This window comes from Chromobacterium sp. HL1 (assembly GCF_057418835.1).
Genome location: NZ_CP162399.1, coordinates 129,392 through 144,786, shown reverse-complemented (window position 1 = coordinate 144,786; position 15,395 = coordinate 129,392). Strand labels below are relative to the sequence as shown.

Genomic DNA, 15,395 nt, shown 5'->3' with positions numbered 1-15,395 from the left:
CTCCTAAAAACAACGAACAGGGATTGTAGGAGGATGAAGGCACGCCTATTATCGATGGATAGCCACAAAACATTGAGAATCGGACAAGATGCCGCGCTACCTGCCCGCCACGGCGCCAGACCCGGACCAGCTCGCCGATCCCATCGTCGGCATGGCCATAGACGCGCCGGCGCCGCATGACTCCGGCCTGCACCGCCACTGGCGCGCGCAGCTGATGTACGCGGTCAGCGGCGTGCTGCAAATCCGCATCGGCCACACCCGCTGCGTGCTGCCGCCGACAATGGCCGCCTGGATTCCCTCGGGGCTGTGGCATCAGGCCGAAACCGGCAAGCCTTTCGCCTATCGCAGCCTGTACTTCGATCCGGTCGTCTATCCCGCGCTGCCGCGGCGGCCGCAGATCATCGCCGTCAGCCCGCTGTTGCGGGAATTGATCGTACGGGTGGCGGAATGGCCGCTGTCGCCGTTGGAGCCGGCGCAGCAGCGGCTGGTGGAGGTGTTGCTGGACGAGGCCGGCCGCGCGCCGGAGCAGGCGCTGAGCCTGCCGCTGCCGCAAGACCGGCGGCTGCTGCGCATTGCCGAGCAGCTATTGCAGCAGCCCGGCGACGAGGCCACGTTGGAGCATCTGGCCGCCCAGGCCGGCGCCAGCGCCCGCACCGTCAACCGGTTGTTCCAGCAACAGACCGGGCTCAGCTTCAGCGCCTGGCGGCGGCAATTGAAAATGATGGAGGCCAGCCGACTGTTGGCCGAGGGGGAAAGCGTCAGCCGGGTGGCGGCGGAACTGGGCTATGCGCAGGACAGCGCCTTCATCGCCATGTTCCGCCGCCATGCCGGGCTTACGCCCGGCCAGCTCAAACGCTCAGTCTGAGAACCGGTTTACGATCCGGGAATGGCTCACCACCACAAATGGAAGCGCTGCTTGGGCGACAGATACATCTTGTCGCCCGGCTTGACGCCGAAGGCCTGGTAGAACGGCTCCATATTGCTGGCGGTGCCGATGGGCCGCCACAGGTCCGGCGTGTGCGGGTCCGACACCAGCTGTTTGAGCGTGGCTTCGTCGCGGCTCTTGCTGCGCCAGGATTGGGCGAAGGCGATGAAGAAACGCTGGTCGCCGCTCATGCCGTCCAGCACCGGCGCGTCCTTGCCGGCGAGCGCCAGATGATAGGCCTTGTAGGCCACTTCCAGGCCGGCGTTGTCGGCGATGTTCTCGCCCAGGGTCAGTTCGCCGTTGACATGGTGGCCGGGCACCGGCTGGTAGCGGTCGTACTGCTTGACCAGCTTGCGCGTGGCCGCCTTGAAGCGCGCCTTGTCGCTGGCCGTCCACCAGTTGCGCATATTGCCGTCGCCGTCGAACTGGCTGCCCTGGTCGTCGAAACCATGGCTGATTTCGTGGCCTATGGTGGCGCCTATGCTACCGTAGTTGACCGCCGGATCGAAGCCGGGATCGAAATACGGCGCCTGCAGGATGGCCGCCGGGAACACGATCTCGTTATTAGCCGGATTGTAATAGGCGTTCACCGTCTGCGGCGTCATGCTCCATTCCTTGCGATCCACCGGCTGGCCCAGCTTGCCGCTCATATAGCGGTAGTTGAACACCGCGATGCGCCGCACATTGCCGGCCAGATCGTCCGGCGCCAGCTGCAGGCCGCCGTAATCGCGCCACTTGTCCGGATAGCCTATCTTCAGCGTGTACTTGGACAGCTTGATATGGGCCTGGCGCTTGGTGGCGACGCTCATCCAGTCCAGAGTGTCGATGGACTGGTCGTAGGCCTGCAGCAGATTGCGCACCAGTTCGTCGGCCTGGCGCTTGGCCTCCGGCGTGAAATAACGCGCCACATAGAGTTTGCCCAGCGCCTCGCCCAGGCCGCTTTCCACCATGCCCACGCCGCGTTTCCAGCGCGGGCGGTTCTGCTTGCGGCCTTCCAGGGTCTTGCCGTAGAAGTCGAAGTGGGCGTCGACGAAGGCCGGCGTCAGGCTGGGCGCGTAAGCGTCCAGCGTGCGCGCCAGCAGGTAGTTGCGCAGCGTGGACGCGGGCGCGGCCCGCAAGAGCGGCGCCAGCTTGCTCAGATAGCCGGGCTGGTCCAGATTCAACTGCTTGGCGGCGTCCAGGCCGGCGTCGGCCAGCAAGGCCGGCCAATCGTAGCCGGGCTGCCGGCGCGCCAACTCGGCCAGGCTCAGCTTGTTGTAGGTTTTCTGGATGTCGCGGTTCTCGACATTGGTCCACTGGATTTTCGCCAGCCGGGTCTCGAAAGCCAGCACGTCGCGGGCGCGGCTTTGCGGCTGGTCCAGTTCCGCCAGTGCGAACAGCCGCTCCAGATAACTCAAATAGGCCTTACGCGCGGCGGCGAAGTCGGCGGACTTGCCCAGATAGTAGTCCTGGTCCATCGCCAGACCGGATTGGCCGACGCCGGCCAGGTAGGCGGCGGAATCCTTGGGGTCCTGGCCGACATAGAAGCGGAACGGCGTATCCACCGGCTGATCCTGCAGGCGGCCCATATAGCGGACCGCCTCCGCCGCCGTGCCCAGACCGGCCACGGCCCGCAGCGATTCGCGCAGCGGCTCCAGCCCGCGCCGGGCGACGACGTCCTCGTCCATGAAGCTGCGATACAGCGCGGCGATCTGCCCCGCCTCGGCATCCGTCCCCTGCCCGGCCTGTTCGATCAACTGGCGCAGCCGTTCCAGATTGCGGTCCGCCAAGGCCTCCGCCACGCCCGCCGAGGAACGCTCGGCCGGAATCACCGTGCGCTGGATCCAGCGGCCATTGGCGTGCAGCGACAGATTGTCCTGTACTCTCACCGCCGGATCGATGCCGTTCAAATCAATGCCGTAACGGCCGTAATCCAGGCCGCCGTCCGCCCAGGCGCCGGCCGCGCACAGCAAGGCCGCCAAGGGCAGCAGTCTACTCATCTTCATGTTTTCCCCTTTGTTTTTGTCTTAGAACGTGTTTACGCTCTCGCGAGCTAAGGCGAGACAAGGCGAAAACGGCTGAGAAAACAGAATGTACACGTGGTACATGAGCATTTTGAGCTTGTCCTCACCGCGCAACGCTTCATGACGCGCAGCAGATCGTAAACAGGTTCTTACTGCGGCGCGGCGGACCCAGCCGGCCTATCCACTGTAAAACTCGGCCCTCAGTCTTTCCGCGTAGGCCGCCAGATTCAGCCGCGCCGCCACCAGCGCCCGCGACGGGGTTTCCCCCATCGCATCGGTCAAGGCGCCGCTGACGAAGGCGTAAACGCTGGCGTCTATCCAGGTGGCGGTCTCGCCCATGAAATAGGGTTTGTCGCCCAGCAGAGCCGACAGCGCCGCCACGTCCGCCTCCAGCAGCCGCAGGCGCTCCGCCGCGCTGAAACGGCCCATGCCCTGCCCCCATAGATTGGCGCGCACCTTGCGCCGCACCAGCGTCGTCACCAAGCCGCGCAGCAAGGCCGGCACGCCTTTGAAAAACACGCTGGGCCCGCGCGCGAAGTGTTCGTCCACCATCCAGCGTTCATGCACGATGCCCCAGTAGAAATGATCGCCCAGCATGCAGTCCACGCTCCAGGCCAGCGCCTTCTGCGCCTCGCTGAGACCGGCGTCCAGCGTGAGGCCGTGCTTGTCCGCCAGATGCAGGCGGATCAGCGTGGAGTCCGCCACGATCTGGCCGTCGTCGTCGATATAAGGCAGCTTGCCCTTGGGCGCCTTGCGCATATCGCCGCGCACGCGGCGGTAGGACAGGCCCGACAGCTTCAGCAGCAGATCCGCCTTCATCACGAAGGGACTGGGGTCCACCAAGCCCATGGCCGGGCCGAACTGATACAGAGTGATCATCAAGCGCCTCCCGCGGCAGACATGACATTGAACTGAAGCAGACTAGCACGCCGCCGGGAAGGCGCGCGAGAGGGCGGGCGCGAAAAGGGGAAGGACGCCTAATCCGCCGCGCAAACCCGCAGCCAGTCCATCACCGCCCGCACCCGCGGCGACGGCGCTTGCGGCGCGCGCACCAGGTAATAAGCCTGCGGCCCCAGCGGTTGAAACGGCCCCAGCGGCAGCATCAGTTCGCCGCGTTCCAGCTGCCGCTGCACCAAGCGACGCCGACCCAGCGCCACGCCGGCGTGATGCGCGGCCGCCTGCGCGCATAGGTCGGAACGGTCGAAGCTGATGCCCCGCGGCGGCAAGGCCACGTTCTGCCGCCGCGCCCACTCCCGCCATTCGGCGTCGTGAGCCGCCCGTTCCCAGGCCTGGGCGTCGTGCAGCAGCAGGCATGCGGCCAGGGCCGCCGGGTTGTCGCGCAGACCGTGCCGCTCCGCGTACTCAGGGCTGCACACCGGAGCCACCTGCTCGTCCATCAGACGCTGCGCGTCCAGGCCGGGAAACTCGCCGGCCGAGTAATACAGCGCCAGGTCTATATTCCAGGCGCGGAAGTCCACCATCTCGTTGCCGCTGCGGATGTCCAGCGCAATGCGCGGATAGCGCGCGGCGAAATCCGCCAGCCGCGGCGCCAGCCAGCATTGCGCCAGCGAAGGCCGCGCATACAAGGCCACCGCGCCGGCCGGCTCGGCGTCGTCCTGCGGATTCAGCGCCGCCTCCAGCTGAGCCTGACCGGCCAGCCAGGCCTGATAGATGCGTTCGCCGTCCTCGCTCAGCCTCAGGCTGCGGGTCAGCCGCAGGAACAGGCGGGTACCCAGCGCCCGTTCCAGCCGAGCGATGCGATGGCTGACCGCGCTGGCGCTCAGGCACAGTTCCTCGGCGGCGCGGGCGAAGCTCAGATGCCGCGCCGCCGCCGCGAAGGTGTGCAGATTGGACCATTGCGCGCCGTCCAGCCGGACGCCGGCGCGCGGGGGAAGATTCAGCATATCGCCAGCATCGTTCACGCCGACAGCCGCCGCCGGCCTTCCGCCAGATAGGTGTCCATTTCCGCCGGCGGCACCATGCCGCCGCCGGTGCCCCACACCAGATGGCTGGCGCGCGACAGCCGCTCCGCGCTCAAGCCCGTCCGCTGGCGGTAACCCTGGGTCTCGCTCAACACCCGCAGCGGCCCCGGCATGCCGGCCAGCGCCGACGGCTCCAGCCGCAAGCCCTGCTCGCGCTCCAGCATGGCCAGCAAGCGGTAGAGCTCGCCATCGTCCACCGTGTAATAGCCGTCTATCAGCCGCTGCATCGCGCGCCCGACGAAGCCGGACGGTCGGCCAACCGCCAGGCCGTCGGCGGCGGTCAGATTGTCGATGCCGAAATCCTGCACCGCCACCTCATCATGCAGCCCGGTGTAAACGCCCAGCAGCATGCAGGGCGCGTGGGTAGGTTCGGCGAACAGGCAATGCACGGCGTCGCCGAAAGCCAGCTTGAGGCCGAAAGCGACTCCGCCCGGCCCGCCGCCGACACCGCAGGGCAGATACACCAGCAGCGGGTGTTCGGCGTCCACCCGGACGCCCTGCTCCGCCAATTGGTCGCGCAGACGCTCCGCCGCCACCGCGTAACCAAGGAATAGATTGACTGAATTCTCGTCGTCGACGAAATGACAGCGCGGATCGGACGCCGCCTGTTTGCGGCCTTCGGCCACCGCCACGCTGTAATCGGACGGATACTCGACCACCTCGACCCCATGGCTGCGCAGCAAGTCCTTCTTCCACTGTCGCGCGTCCGCCGACATATGCACACTGGCCTGGAAGCCCAGCTTGGCGCTGATGATGCCGATGGACAGGCCCAGGTTGCCGGTGGAGCCCACCGCTACCCGGTAGCCGCCGAAGAAGGCCCGCGCCTCGGCGCTGTCCAGTCCGGCGTAGTCGTCCCCCTCCCGCAGCAGGCCATGACTCAGCGCCAAGCTTTCCGCGTGCTTCAATACCTCGTAAATGCCGCCGCGCGCCTTGATGGAGCCGGAAATCGGCAGCAGATTGTCCGCCTTCAGCCACAGGCCGCCGCCGTCCGCCAACCCGGCCTCGGCCCATAAGGCCGCGCGCATCGCCGGCAGCGGCAGCAGCGGCGATTCGATGATGCCGCCGCTGGCGGCCGCGTCCGGAAACACCCGCGCCAGATAGGGCGCGAAACGGCGCAAGCGCGCATCGGCGTCCGCGACGTCGGCCCGGCTCAGACCCACGTCGGCCAGCGCTTCCGCCGCCGGCGCAAGCGCGGGGTTGAACCAGCTCAAAGGCTGCAAGGCCATCAAGGGCGTCAATAAGGGGTGGCTGGCCCGCCAGTCGGCCACGGTCTTGCCGGCAATCGTCGCTTGCATCGCGCGCTCCATGGAATCGAAGACCCGATTAAACCGCGCCGCGCCGCCGCTGGCAAAAGACGATTGCGCAGCCGACGGCTGACGCTGGATCAGCCATGCGCGCGCGGACTTGCCAGACACCGGGGCGCATCGCCTATGATGGGCGCATCGTCCGCCGCCAGGAGTCGCCGTGCTCGCCACAATCACCCGTCTGTTCCCGCTATGGGCCTTGCTGCTGTCCGCCGTCGCTTACCAGCGGCCGGCGGCGTTCACTCCGCTGCTGCCGCATACCGGTCTGCTGCTGGCGGTGATCATGTTCGCGATGGGGCTGACGCTGACGCTGGACGATTTCAAACGGGTGCTGAGCCGGCCGGCGCCGGTGCTGGCCGGCCTGGGTCTGCACTATCTGGTAATGCCGCTGGCGGCCTGGGCGCTGGCGCGGCTGTTCCAGATGCCGCCGCAGCTGGCCATCGGCATGATTCTGGTGGGCAGCGTCGCCAGCGGCACCGCGTCCAATGTGATCATCTATCTATCGCGCGGCGACGTGGCGCTGTCGGTCACCATTTCCTCGCTATCGACGCTGGTTGGGGTGATAGCCACGCCGCTGCTGACCCGGCTGTACGTGGACGCGGCGATCAAGGTGGAAGTGGCGGCGATGCTGCTGAGCATTCTGCAGATCGTCATCCTGCCGATAGGCCTGGGCCTGCTGGCCCATCGTTTCTTCGCGCCCCAGGTCCGCCGGCTGGAGCCGCTGCTGCCGCTGTTGTCGATGCTGGCCATCGTCGCGCTGATCGCCGCCATCGTCGCCGGCAGCAAGAACCATATCGCCGCGGTGGGCGGGCTGACCATTCTGGCGGTGATGCTGCACAACGCCATCGGCCTGTTGGGCGGGTATTGGGGAGGACGCTTGCTGGGCTTCGACGAATCGGTGTGCCGCACGCTGGCGATCGAGGTGGGCATGCAGAACTCCGGCCTGGCCGCCCAGCTGGGCAAGGCCTACTTCAGCCCGCTCGCGGCCTTGCCCGGCGCGCTGTTCTCGGTCTGGCACAATATTTCCGGCTCGCTCTTGGCCGGCTATTGGCGGGACAAGCCCGCCGAGCGGGGGCGTCAAGCGTCTCGGGCCGGCGCGCAGCAAACGCCGTAAACCCCAAACCAGCGCCAATACTCACCAACGTTTGGGCGGCCGACGACGGGTATGGAAAATGCGGAGAATTTGAACCTGATCGTCCTTGACCCGATAGGGAATCAGGTAGGGAAAGCCTTCCAGCACCAGTTCGCGCGTGCCAGGCACGCGTCCAGGTCTGCCTGTTTCGGGGAAATCCGCCAGATGCTTGGTTGCGGCTCTGACCGCCCTCACCAGGGCGGCGGCCGCGGCGGGGTTTTCCTCGGCGATGAACTCCGCCTCTTGCTGGAGATTTTGCAGCGCGCTCCGTAGCCAGACGAGCCGCACTTATGCTCCATGCTTGGCGAAGAATGCGCTCACTTCGTCGGAAGAAGCGAAATCGCCGGCATCCGCTTCCTTCAGGCCCGCCTCAATAGCCTGTACTTGCCAGGCTTCACGCTCCAGATAATCGCCTATGGCTTGCGCCACCAGGAATGATTTGCTGCGACCGGTCGCATGCGCCAAAGCTTCGAGTTGCTGGGCGACATCATCAGCCACTCTCACGGACATGACACTCATGGCAACACCTCCAGAAACCACAATGTATACACAGCATACAAGGTAAGGCTCTTGTTTGCCCCCCTGCGTGGACCGTCAGCCTTCCACCCGCCAGTGCCCGCTCTTGCCGCCCTCTTTCTCCAGCAGCCGCACGCCGTCGATGACCATGCCGCGGTCCACCGCCTTGCACATATCGTAAATGGTCAGCAGGCCGACGTTGGCCGCGGTCAGCGCCTCCATCTCCACCCCGGTCTGGCCGCTGCATTCGGCGGTGACCTCGATGCGCACGGCGTTGTCGGCCTCCAGCAGTTCGAAGTCCACCGCCACCCGGGTCAGCGCGATCGGGTGGCAGAGCGGAATCAGGTCCGCGGCCTTCTTGGACGCCATGATGGCGGCGATGCGGGCGATGCCGAGCACATCGCCTTTTTTATGGCCGCCGTCCTTCACCAGCGCGAAGGTGGCGGGCAACATGTGGATGCGGCCTTCGGCCACCGCGCGGCGGCGGCTGTGCGCCTTGGCGCCGACGTCGACCATATGGGCCTGGCCGCCGGCGTCGAAATGAGTCAATTTTGACATGGGTTCATTACTCCTCCGGCCCGCTTAGAACCTGTTCGAAGTCTGCTGCGCTTCAGCGATACGGCGTTAAAAACCAGCTCAAAATGCTCATGTACCACTCGTACATTCCGCTTTTTCGCTCGTTTTCGCCTTGTCTCGCCCTTGCTCGCAAGACCTTGAACAGGCTCTTAGGACAGCAGCCGGTAAATCAGCCAGAAGGCGCTGACCAGCACTACCAGGCCGCCGCTCCAGCGGGCGATGCGGCCGAGATAGCGCAGGTAGAGCGGATTGCGGGTCAATAGGTAACTGACGCCTGCCCAGCCCAGCAGCAGGATGGTGACGAGCAGCCACAGGCGCCAGAAACCAAACACCGCTAGGCCACCTCCGGCAGCCGGTGGAAGCTGGACGGCGCGTCCAGCGGGTCGTCGTAGCTGACGTATTCCCAGGCTTCCGGCGTCTCCAGCAGCTTGCGCAACAGCTTGTTGTTCATCGCGTGGCCGGATTTGTGGCCGGAAAAGGCGGCGATCAACGGGTGGCCGATGATGTAGAGGTCGCCGATGGCGTCCAGGATTTTGTGGCGAACGAATTCGTCCGGGAAACGCAGGCCTTCCGGATTCAGCACGTATTCGTCGTCGATGACGATGGCGTTGTCCAGGCTGCCGCCGCGGCCCAGGCCATGGTTGCGCATGTACTCCACCTCGTGCATGAAGCCGAAGGTGCGCGCGCGGCTGATCTCGTCGGTATAGGAATGACGCGCGAAATCCACCGCCACCGTCTGCGGCGCCAGATTGAAGGCCGGATGGTTGAAGTCGATGGACAGCGTGACCTTGAAGCCCTCGTGCGGCTCCAGCTTCACCCACACGCCGCGCTCTTCCACGGCCACCGTCTGGGTGACGCGGATGAAGCGCTTCTTGGCGTGCTGCTCGACCACGCCCGCGGTCTGCAACAGGTAAATGAAAGGGGCGGCGGATCCGTCCATGATGGGGATCTCCGCCGCCGTGACCTCAATCACGAGGTTGTCGATGCCAAAGCCCGCCAGGGCCGACATCAAATGCTCGATCGTGCCGACACGCACGCCGGTGTCTGTCACCAGCGTGGAGGAGAGTCGCGTGTCGTTGACGAGCGATGGATCCACTTTCACCGTCACCGGCTCGGGCAAGTCGGTGCGGCGAAAGACGATCCCGGTGTCGGGCGCGGCCGGCAGCAGGGTGAGCTTCACCCGCTCGCCGGAGTGCAAACCCACACCCGTGGCGCTTATCGCTTGTTTCAGCGTGCGCTGCAATATCATGTCGGGCTTCTCGAACGAATGGGAATGCCCGATTCTAGCACAGTCAAAAACCGCACTTTATTGATTGATTTGCAGTATTAAATAGCTTTCTTCTATAGCGGCTCCGCCTCAGTCCGCCTGCTTGCGCAGGAAGGCCGGGATGTCGTAGCTTTCGCTCACTTCCGGGTTGGAGAAGTCCATGGACGGCGCGGCGCGGCGACGGCCCTGCCGCATGATGGCCGGGGTGTCGAAGTCGTCGTAGCTGACCACTTCCACCGCGCGGTCGTCGGTGCCGGTCTTGACGATCTTGATGTATTCCGGACGCTCCTCGGTATTGCGCGCGGTCTTCTTCTGACCCAGGCCGGTGGCGATCAAGGTCACGCGGATGGTGTCTTCCGGCATGTCTTCCACTTCGGCGGTGCCGAACTTGATCTGCGCGTCTTCGTCCGCGTACTGGCGCACGATGCCCATGATTTCGCGATACTCGCTCATCTTCAGGCAGCCAGGCGCGGTGGAGATGTTGACCAGCACGCCGCGCGCGCCTTCCAGCGTGATGTTGTCCAGCAACGGGCTGGCCACGGCCTGTTCGGCGGCCACGCGAGCGCGGTCGATGCCGGAGGCGTAGGCGGAGCCCATCATCGCCAGGCCCATTTCGCTCATCACGGTGCGCACGTCGGCGAAGTCGACGTTGATCAGGCCCGGGCAAGTAATCACCTCGGCGATGCCGGCCACCGCGCCCTTGAGCACGTCGTCGGCGGCGCGGAAGGCTTCGCGCATGGTCACGTCGTCGCCCAGCACTTCCATCAGTTTTTCATTGGGGATCACGATCAGCGAATCGACGTGCTTTTTCAGATCCTCGATGCCGTTCTGCGCCACTTTCATGCGCTTGCCTTCGTGCTCGAACGGCCGGGTGACCACGCCCACGGTCAGGATGCCCATTTCCTTGGCCACTTCGGCCACCACGGGCGCCGCGCCGGTGCCGGTGCCGCCGCCCATGCCGGCGGTGACGAACACCATATTGGAGCCGCGCAGCATCTCGGCGATGCGTTCGCGGTCTTCCAGCGCCGCGCTGCGGCCCACTTCCGGATTGGCGCCCGCGCCCAGGCCGCGGGTCAGATTGTTGCCCAACTGCAGCTTCTGCGGCGACTTGTTGCGCAGCAGCGACTGAGCGTCGGTGTTGGCGCAGATGAACTCCACGCCGTGCACATTGCCGTCGATCATATTGTCGATGGCGTTGCAACCGCCGCCGCCGACGCCGATGACTTTGATGATCGCCACATTGGCGGTTTCTTGCATAACTTCAAAGACCATTCCGCTCATTTTCCTCTCCTCAATAAAGATGAGCTACCGACTTCATATACATCTGCCCGATCGCTATCGTGGCCAGCGAGTGCGCCGGCCGCGTAGCGCTTAGAAATTGCCAGCGAACCACGCCTTCATGCGCGTGAACATCTGGCCCACACCCGCCGTCTCCACCTTGGGGCCGGCATGCGTTTGAATCTGATCCTTGCCGTACAACAGCAGGCCGACGCCGGTGGAGAAGCGCGGGGTCTTCACCACTTCCGCCAGGCCGCCCACATACTTGGGCACGCCGACGCGCACCGGCATGTGGAACACTTCTTCCGCCAGCTCCACCATGCCGGGCATCAGGCTGGCGCCGCCGGTCAGCACGATGCCGGAGGACAGCAAATCCTCGAAGCCGCTGCGGCGCAGCTCCTGCTGCACCAGCTGGAACAGCTCTTCCACCCGCGGCTCCACCACTTCGGCCAGCGTGGCGCGCGACATCTGCCGCGGCCCGCGCTCGCCCACGCCTGGCACTTCTATCATCTGGCTCGGGTCCGCCATCGCCACCAGCGCCACCGCGTGCTGGATCTTGATGTCCTCGGCTTCCTTGGTCGGGGTGCGCAAGGCCATGGCGATGTCGTTGGTGATCTGATCTCCTGCGATCGGAATCACCGCGGTGTGGCGGATCGCGCCGTTGGCGTAGACCGCGATATCGGTGGTGCCGCCGCCGATGTCGATCAGGCACACGCCCAGATCTTTTTCGTCTTCCGACAGCACCGCGATGGCGGAGGCCATCGGTTGCAGCACCAGGTCGGACACTTCCAGGCCGCAGCGGCGCACGCACTTGGTCACGTTCTGGGCGGCGGACACCGCGCCGGTGACAATGTGCACCTTCGCTTCCAGCCGCACGCCGCTCATGCCCAGCGGTTCGCGCACGCCTTCCTGACCGTCGATGCTGTATTCCTGGGTCAGGATGTGCAGCACCTGATGGTCCGGCGGAATGGTCACCGCGCGCGCGGTTTCAATCACGCGGTCGATGTCCATCTTGGTGACTTCGCGATCCTTGATCGCCACCATGCCGTGCGAGTTCACGCTCTTGATGTGGCTGCCGGCGATGCCGGCGAACACTTCGTGAATCTTGCAGTCGGCCATCAGTTCCGCCTCTTCCAGCGCGCGCTGGATGGCCTGCACCGTGGATTCGATGTTCACCACCATGCCGCGCTTCAAACCGCGCGACGGGGTGTGGCCCATGCCGACGATATTAAGTTGGCCGTCCTCCAGGACTTCTGCGACGATCGCCACGATCTTGGATGTGCCGATGTCGAGGCCAACCAGCATGTTCTTGCTTTCCTTTGGTTTGCTCACCTGTCGCTCCAACTGCTAATTACTTGTTTCCCTTGGCCGGCGGCGCCTTGTAATCGGGCATCCGCACGGCGAATCCATTCGGGTAGCGCATATCCACGTATTCCACGTGATACGGCAACGCCGCCAATTTGCTCTTCCAGTACTGGGCGAAGCGGCGGGCGCGCGGACTCACGTCGTTGCGTCCCAGCTCCAGCTGCACCTGGTTGTCCAGCCCCACTTTCCAGGCGCGGCGGCTGGACAGCCACAGCGCCGCCGGCTTGACGCCCGCCGGGGCCAGATCCTGCCGCAGCCCTCCCAGCATTTCGCTCATGTCCTTCTCTGCCCCCGCCGGCCCGTAAAACACCGGCAGGTCCTGGTCGCTGGCGGCGTCGAACCGCTCTCCTCGGGTATTGACCAGGCCGTTCTCTCCCCAGCGCGCAAGCGCCACATGCTCTTCCACCGAAATGTCCAGCGCGTCCGGCCAGCGCCGCCGCACCTGGGCATCCCGCACCCACGGCAATTTGCCGAAGGCCGCCCGCGTCTTGTCGATGTCCAGCGTGAAGAAGGTGCCGGACAGCTCATGCTCGGCAATGAACTTCAGCTGTTCCGGCGTCACGCGTTTCATGTCGCCGCGAATCTGGATCTTCTTCACCGGAAACACCGGAGCGTGCGTCAACCAGAACCCTCCTGCATACAGCAACATCAGCGCTGCGGCGGCCAGCATCAGATTGGCCAGGCCTCTAAGCAGCCGATGGTTATCCCACATGCACCATATCCAGCACCTTGAGGCACAAATCCTCGTAACTGATGCCCATCGCCCGCGCCGCCATCGGCACCAGGCTGTGGCTGGTCATGCCCGGATTGGTGTTGGCTTCCAACAGGTAAATGCCGCCGGCTTCGTCCATCAGGAAATCCACCCGGCCCCAGCCGCGGCCGCCCAATACGCGGAAAGCCGCCAGCGACAGTTCGCGCGCGCGCGTCTCCACGTCTTCGCTCAGGCCGGACGGGCAACGGTAGACGGTGTCGTCGCGGAAATACTTGGCGTCGTAGTCGTAAAACTCGGTCGCCGGTTCGATCTTGATGGTCGGATACGCCGTGTCGCCGATCACCGCGCAGGTGTACTCGCCGCCGCCGATGAAACGCTCGGCGAGCACGATGCTGTCGTATTGGCGCGCCTCTTCAAACGCCGCCTTCAGTTCGCCCGGCTGCTTGACCTTGGTCACGCCGATGCTGGAGCCCTCGGTGGCCGGCTTGACGAAGATGGGCAGGCCCAGCTTGGCTTCCACCGCGGCGAAGTCGCTGTTCTCGTCCAGCAGTTCAAAGGCCGGGATCGGCAGGCCGGCGCCCTGCCACAGCAGCTTGGTGCGCCATTTGTCCATGCAGATCGCCGACGCCATCACGCCGCAACCGGTATACGGCAGGCCCATGCTTTCCAGCACGCCCTGCAGGGTGCCGTCTTCGCCGAAGGGCCCATGCAGGATGTTGAACACGCGGTCGAAACCCTCGTCCTTCAGCGCGCTCAGCGGCTGTTCCGACGGATCGAACTTGTGAGCGTCCACGCCACGGGATTGCAGGGCTTTGAGCACGCCGGCGCCGCTCATCAGCGACACTTCGCGCTCGGAGGAACTGCCGCCCATCATCACCGCCACCTTGCCGTACTGCTTCATTGCCTTGTCCTTGTCATTCATCATCACGCGCCCGCCGCCACTTTGGCCGGCACCGCGCCGATGGAGCCCGCGCCCATGGTCACCACCACGTCGCCGTCGCGAGCTTGATCGAAAATGGTCTGCTGCATCTCGGCGATGTCCTCGACGAACACCGGCTCCACCTTGCCCTGCACGCGCACCGCGCGCGCCAAGGCGCGGCCGTCGGCGGCCACGATGGGCGCTTCGCCGGCGGCGTAGACTTCGGACAGCAGCAAGGCGTCCACGCTGGACAGCACTTTGACGAAGTCTTCAAACAGGTCCCGAGTGCGGGTGTAGCGGTGCGGCTGGAAGGCCAGCACCAGACGCTTGTCCGGGAAGGCGCCGCGCACCGCGGCCAGCGTGGCGGCCATTTCCACCGGGTGATGGCCGTAATCGTCCACCAGGGTGAAGCTGCCGCCGTCCTTGGCCGGCACTTCGCCGTAACGCTGGAAGCGGCGGCCGACGCCGGCGAACTCGGCCAGGCCTTGCTGGATCGCTTCCACGCTGGCGCCGCACTCCAGGCCGATGGCGATGGCGGACAGCGCGTTGAGCACGTTGTGGCGGCCCGGCATGTTCAACACCACCGGGAAACGCACTTCCTTGCCGTTCTTCACCACCACGTCGAAATGCATCTGTCCGGCCGCGGCGCGGACGTTCTCGGCGTAGATGTCGGCGGAGTCGTCCAGGCCGTAAGTGGTCACCGGCTTGGTGATGCGGCCGCGGATCTCGCGCACATGGGGATCGTCCACGCACAGCACCGCGCGGCCGTAGAACGGCAGCCGCTGCAGGAAGTCGACGAAAGCCTGCTTGAGCTTGTCGAAGCTGTGGTCGTAGGTGTCCATGTGGTCGGCGTCGATATTGGTCACCACCGCCATCACCGGAGTCAGATGCAGGAAGGAGGCGTCCGATTCGTCGGCCTCGGCCACCAGGAACTCGCCGGAGCCCAGGCGCGCATTGGTGCCGGCCGCGGTCAGCTTGCCGCCGATGACGAAGGTGGGGTCCAGGCCGGCCGCGCCCAGCACCGAAGCGGTCAGGCTGGTGGTGGTGGTCTTGCCGTGGGTGCCGGCGATGGCGATGCCCTGCTTGAAGCGCATCAGTTCCGCCAGCATCAGCGCGCGCGGGATCACCGGGATCTTGTTGGCGCGCGCTTCCAGCACTTCCGGATTGTCGGCCTTGACCGCGGTGGAGGTCACCACCACGTCGGCGCCGTGCATATAGGTGGCGTCGTGGCCGTAGAACACGCGGATGCCCTGATCGATCAGCCGCTTGCTGGTGGCGCTTTCCGCCATGTCGGAGCCGGACACGGTAAAGCCCAGGCCGTGCAGCACCTCGGCGATGCCGCACATGCCCACGCCGCCGATGCCGACGAAATGTATGTGTTTGACCCTGTGTTTCATGTCTGTGTCTCTGCTTGAG

16 protein-coding genes are annotated in these 15,395 nt (G+C 65.3%); 2 read left to right on the top strand and 14 right to left on the bottom strand.

The annotated features are described in order from the left end of the window. Positions 1-88: 88 nt before the first annotated feature. The gene (locus tag AB1Z25_RS00705) at positions 89-865 is read left to right on the top strand and encodes an AraC family transcriptional regulator (protein WP_486636394.1); all 777 of its coding nucleotides are present in this window, start codon (positions 89-91) and stop codon (positions 863-865) included. Between the two features lie 26 nt (positions 866-891). Here the strand turns inward: AB1Z25_RS00705 and AB1Z25_RS00700 are convergent, their stop codons facing one another. The 4 genes from AB1Z25_RS00700 to dsdA all read right to left on the bottom strand — a co-directional run bounded on the left by AB1Z25_RS00700 (position 892) and on the right by dsdA (position 6,205). Next, a complete protein-coding gene (locus tag AB1Z25_RS00700; protein WP_486636393.1) occupies positions 892-2,910 on the bottom strand; it encodes a M13 family metallopeptidase in 2,019 nt (672 codons plus the stop codon). Between the two features lie 195 nt (positions 2,911-3,105). Then, positions 3,106-3,807, bottom strand: coding sequence for a glutathione S-transferase family protein (locus tag AB1Z25_RS00695; RefSeq protein ID WP_486636392.1), 702 nt, complete (start codon positions 3,805-3,807; stop codon positions 3,106-3,108). Positions 3,808-3,905: 98 nt separating this feature from the next. After that, positions 3,906-4,832, bottom strand: a complete 927-nt coding sequence (gene dsdC, locus AB1Z25_RS00690; RefSeq protein ID WP_486636391.1) for a DNA-binding transcriptional regulator DsdC — start codon at positions 4,830-4,832, stop codon at positions 3,906-3,908. A 14-nt stretch (positions 4,833-4,846) separates the two neighbouring features. Beyond that, positions 4,847-6,205: a D-serine ammonia-lyase gene (gene dsdA, locus AB1Z25_RS00685; RefSeq protein WP_486636390.1), complete on the bottom strand. Its 1,359-nt coding sequence runs from the start codon at positions 6,203-6,205 to the stop codon at positions 4,847-4,849. Between the two features lie 169 nt (positions 6,206-6,374). On the opposite strand from dsdA, the gene panS reads away from it, so the two are divergent. Next, a complete protein-coding gene (gene panS / locus AB1Z25_RS00680; RefSeq protein ID WP_486636389.1) occupies positions 6,375-7,328 on the top strand; it encodes a ketopantoate/pantoate/pantothenate transporter PanS in 954 nt (317 codons plus the stop codon). A gap of 21 nt (positions 7,329-7,349) precedes the next feature. On the opposite strand, the gene AB1Z25_RS00675 is transcribed toward panS, so the two are convergent. The 10 genes from AB1Z25_RS00675 to murC form a co-directional block, all read right to left on the bottom strand. After that, on the bottom strand, positions 7,350-7,634 hold the full coding sequence (locus AB1Z25_RS00675; RefSeq protein ID WP_166451145.1) for a type II toxin-antitoxin system RelE/ParE family toxin: 285 nt from the start codon (positions 7,632-7,634) through the stop codon (positions 7,350-7,352). Then, on the bottom strand, positions 7,635-7,865 hold the full coding sequence (gene relB / locus AB1Z25_RS00670) for a type II toxin-antitoxin system RelB family antitoxin (RefSeq protein WP_107797825.1): 231 nt from the start codon (positions 7,863-7,865) through the stop codon (positions 7,635-7,637). It abuts the gene before it with no gap. A 75-nt stretch (positions 7,866-7,940) separates the two neighbouring features. Then, positions 7,941-8,420 (bottom strand): cyclic pyranopterin monophosphate synthase MoaC, encoded by a 480-nt coding sequence (moaC, locus tag AB1Z25_RS00665; protein WP_486636388.1) that lies wholly within the window; start codon positions 8,418-8,420, stop codon positions 7,941-7,943. Positions 8,421-8,587: 167 nt separating this feature from the next. Next, positions 8,588-8,770 (bottom strand): hypothetical protein, encoded by a 183-nt coding sequence (locus AB1Z25_RS00660; protein WP_486636387.1) that lies wholly within the window; start codon positions 8,768-8,770, stop codon positions 8,588-8,590. A 2-nt stretch (positions 8,771-8,772) separates the two neighbouring features. Further along, a complete protein-coding gene (gene lpxC, locus AB1Z25_RS00655) occupies positions 8,773-9,684 on the bottom strand; it encodes a UDP-3-O-acyl-N-acetylglucosamine deacetylase (RefSeq protein WP_199225982.1) in 912 nt (303 codons plus the stop codon). 111 nt (positions 9,685-9,795) lie between these two features. Next, a complete protein-coding gene (gene ftsZ / locus AB1Z25_RS00650) occupies positions 9,796-10,986 on the bottom strand; it encodes a cell division protein FtsZ (protein ID WP_039755403.1) in 1,191 nt (396 codons plus the stop codon). A gap of 90 nt (positions 10,987-11,076) precedes the next feature. Beyond that, the gene (ftsA, locus tag AB1Z25_RS00645) at positions 11,077-12,288 is read right to left on the bottom strand and encodes a cell division protein FtsA (protein ID WP_197081372.1); all 1,212 of its coding nucleotides are present in this window, start codon (positions 12,286-12,288) and stop codon (positions 11,077-11,079) included. Positions 12,289-12,334: 46 nt separating this feature from the next. Next, the gene (locus AB1Z25_RS00640) at positions 12,335-13,060 is read right to left on the bottom strand and encodes a cell division protein FtsQ/DivIB (RefSeq protein ID WP_019102324.1); all 726 of its coding nucleotides are present in this window, start codon (positions 13,058-13,060) and stop codon (positions 12,335-12,337) included. After that, positions 13,050-13,961: a D-alanine--D-alanine ligase gene (locus AB1Z25_RS00635; protein WP_486637336.1), complete on the bottom strand. Its 912-nt coding sequence runs from the start codon at positions 13,959-13,961 to the stop codon at positions 13,050-13,052. The genes AB1Z25_RS00640 and AB1Z25_RS00635 overlap by 11 nt, the downstream gene beginning before the upstream one ends. Positions 13,962-13,984: 23 nt before the next feature. Continuing rightward, entirely contained in the window at positions 13,985-15,376 is a 1,392-nt protein-coding gene (gene murC, locus AB1Z25_RS00630) for a UDP-N-acetylmuramate--L-alanine ligase (protein ID WP_235084966.1), read from the bottom strand. Between the last annotated feature and the right edge of the window lie 19 nt (positions 15,377-15,395).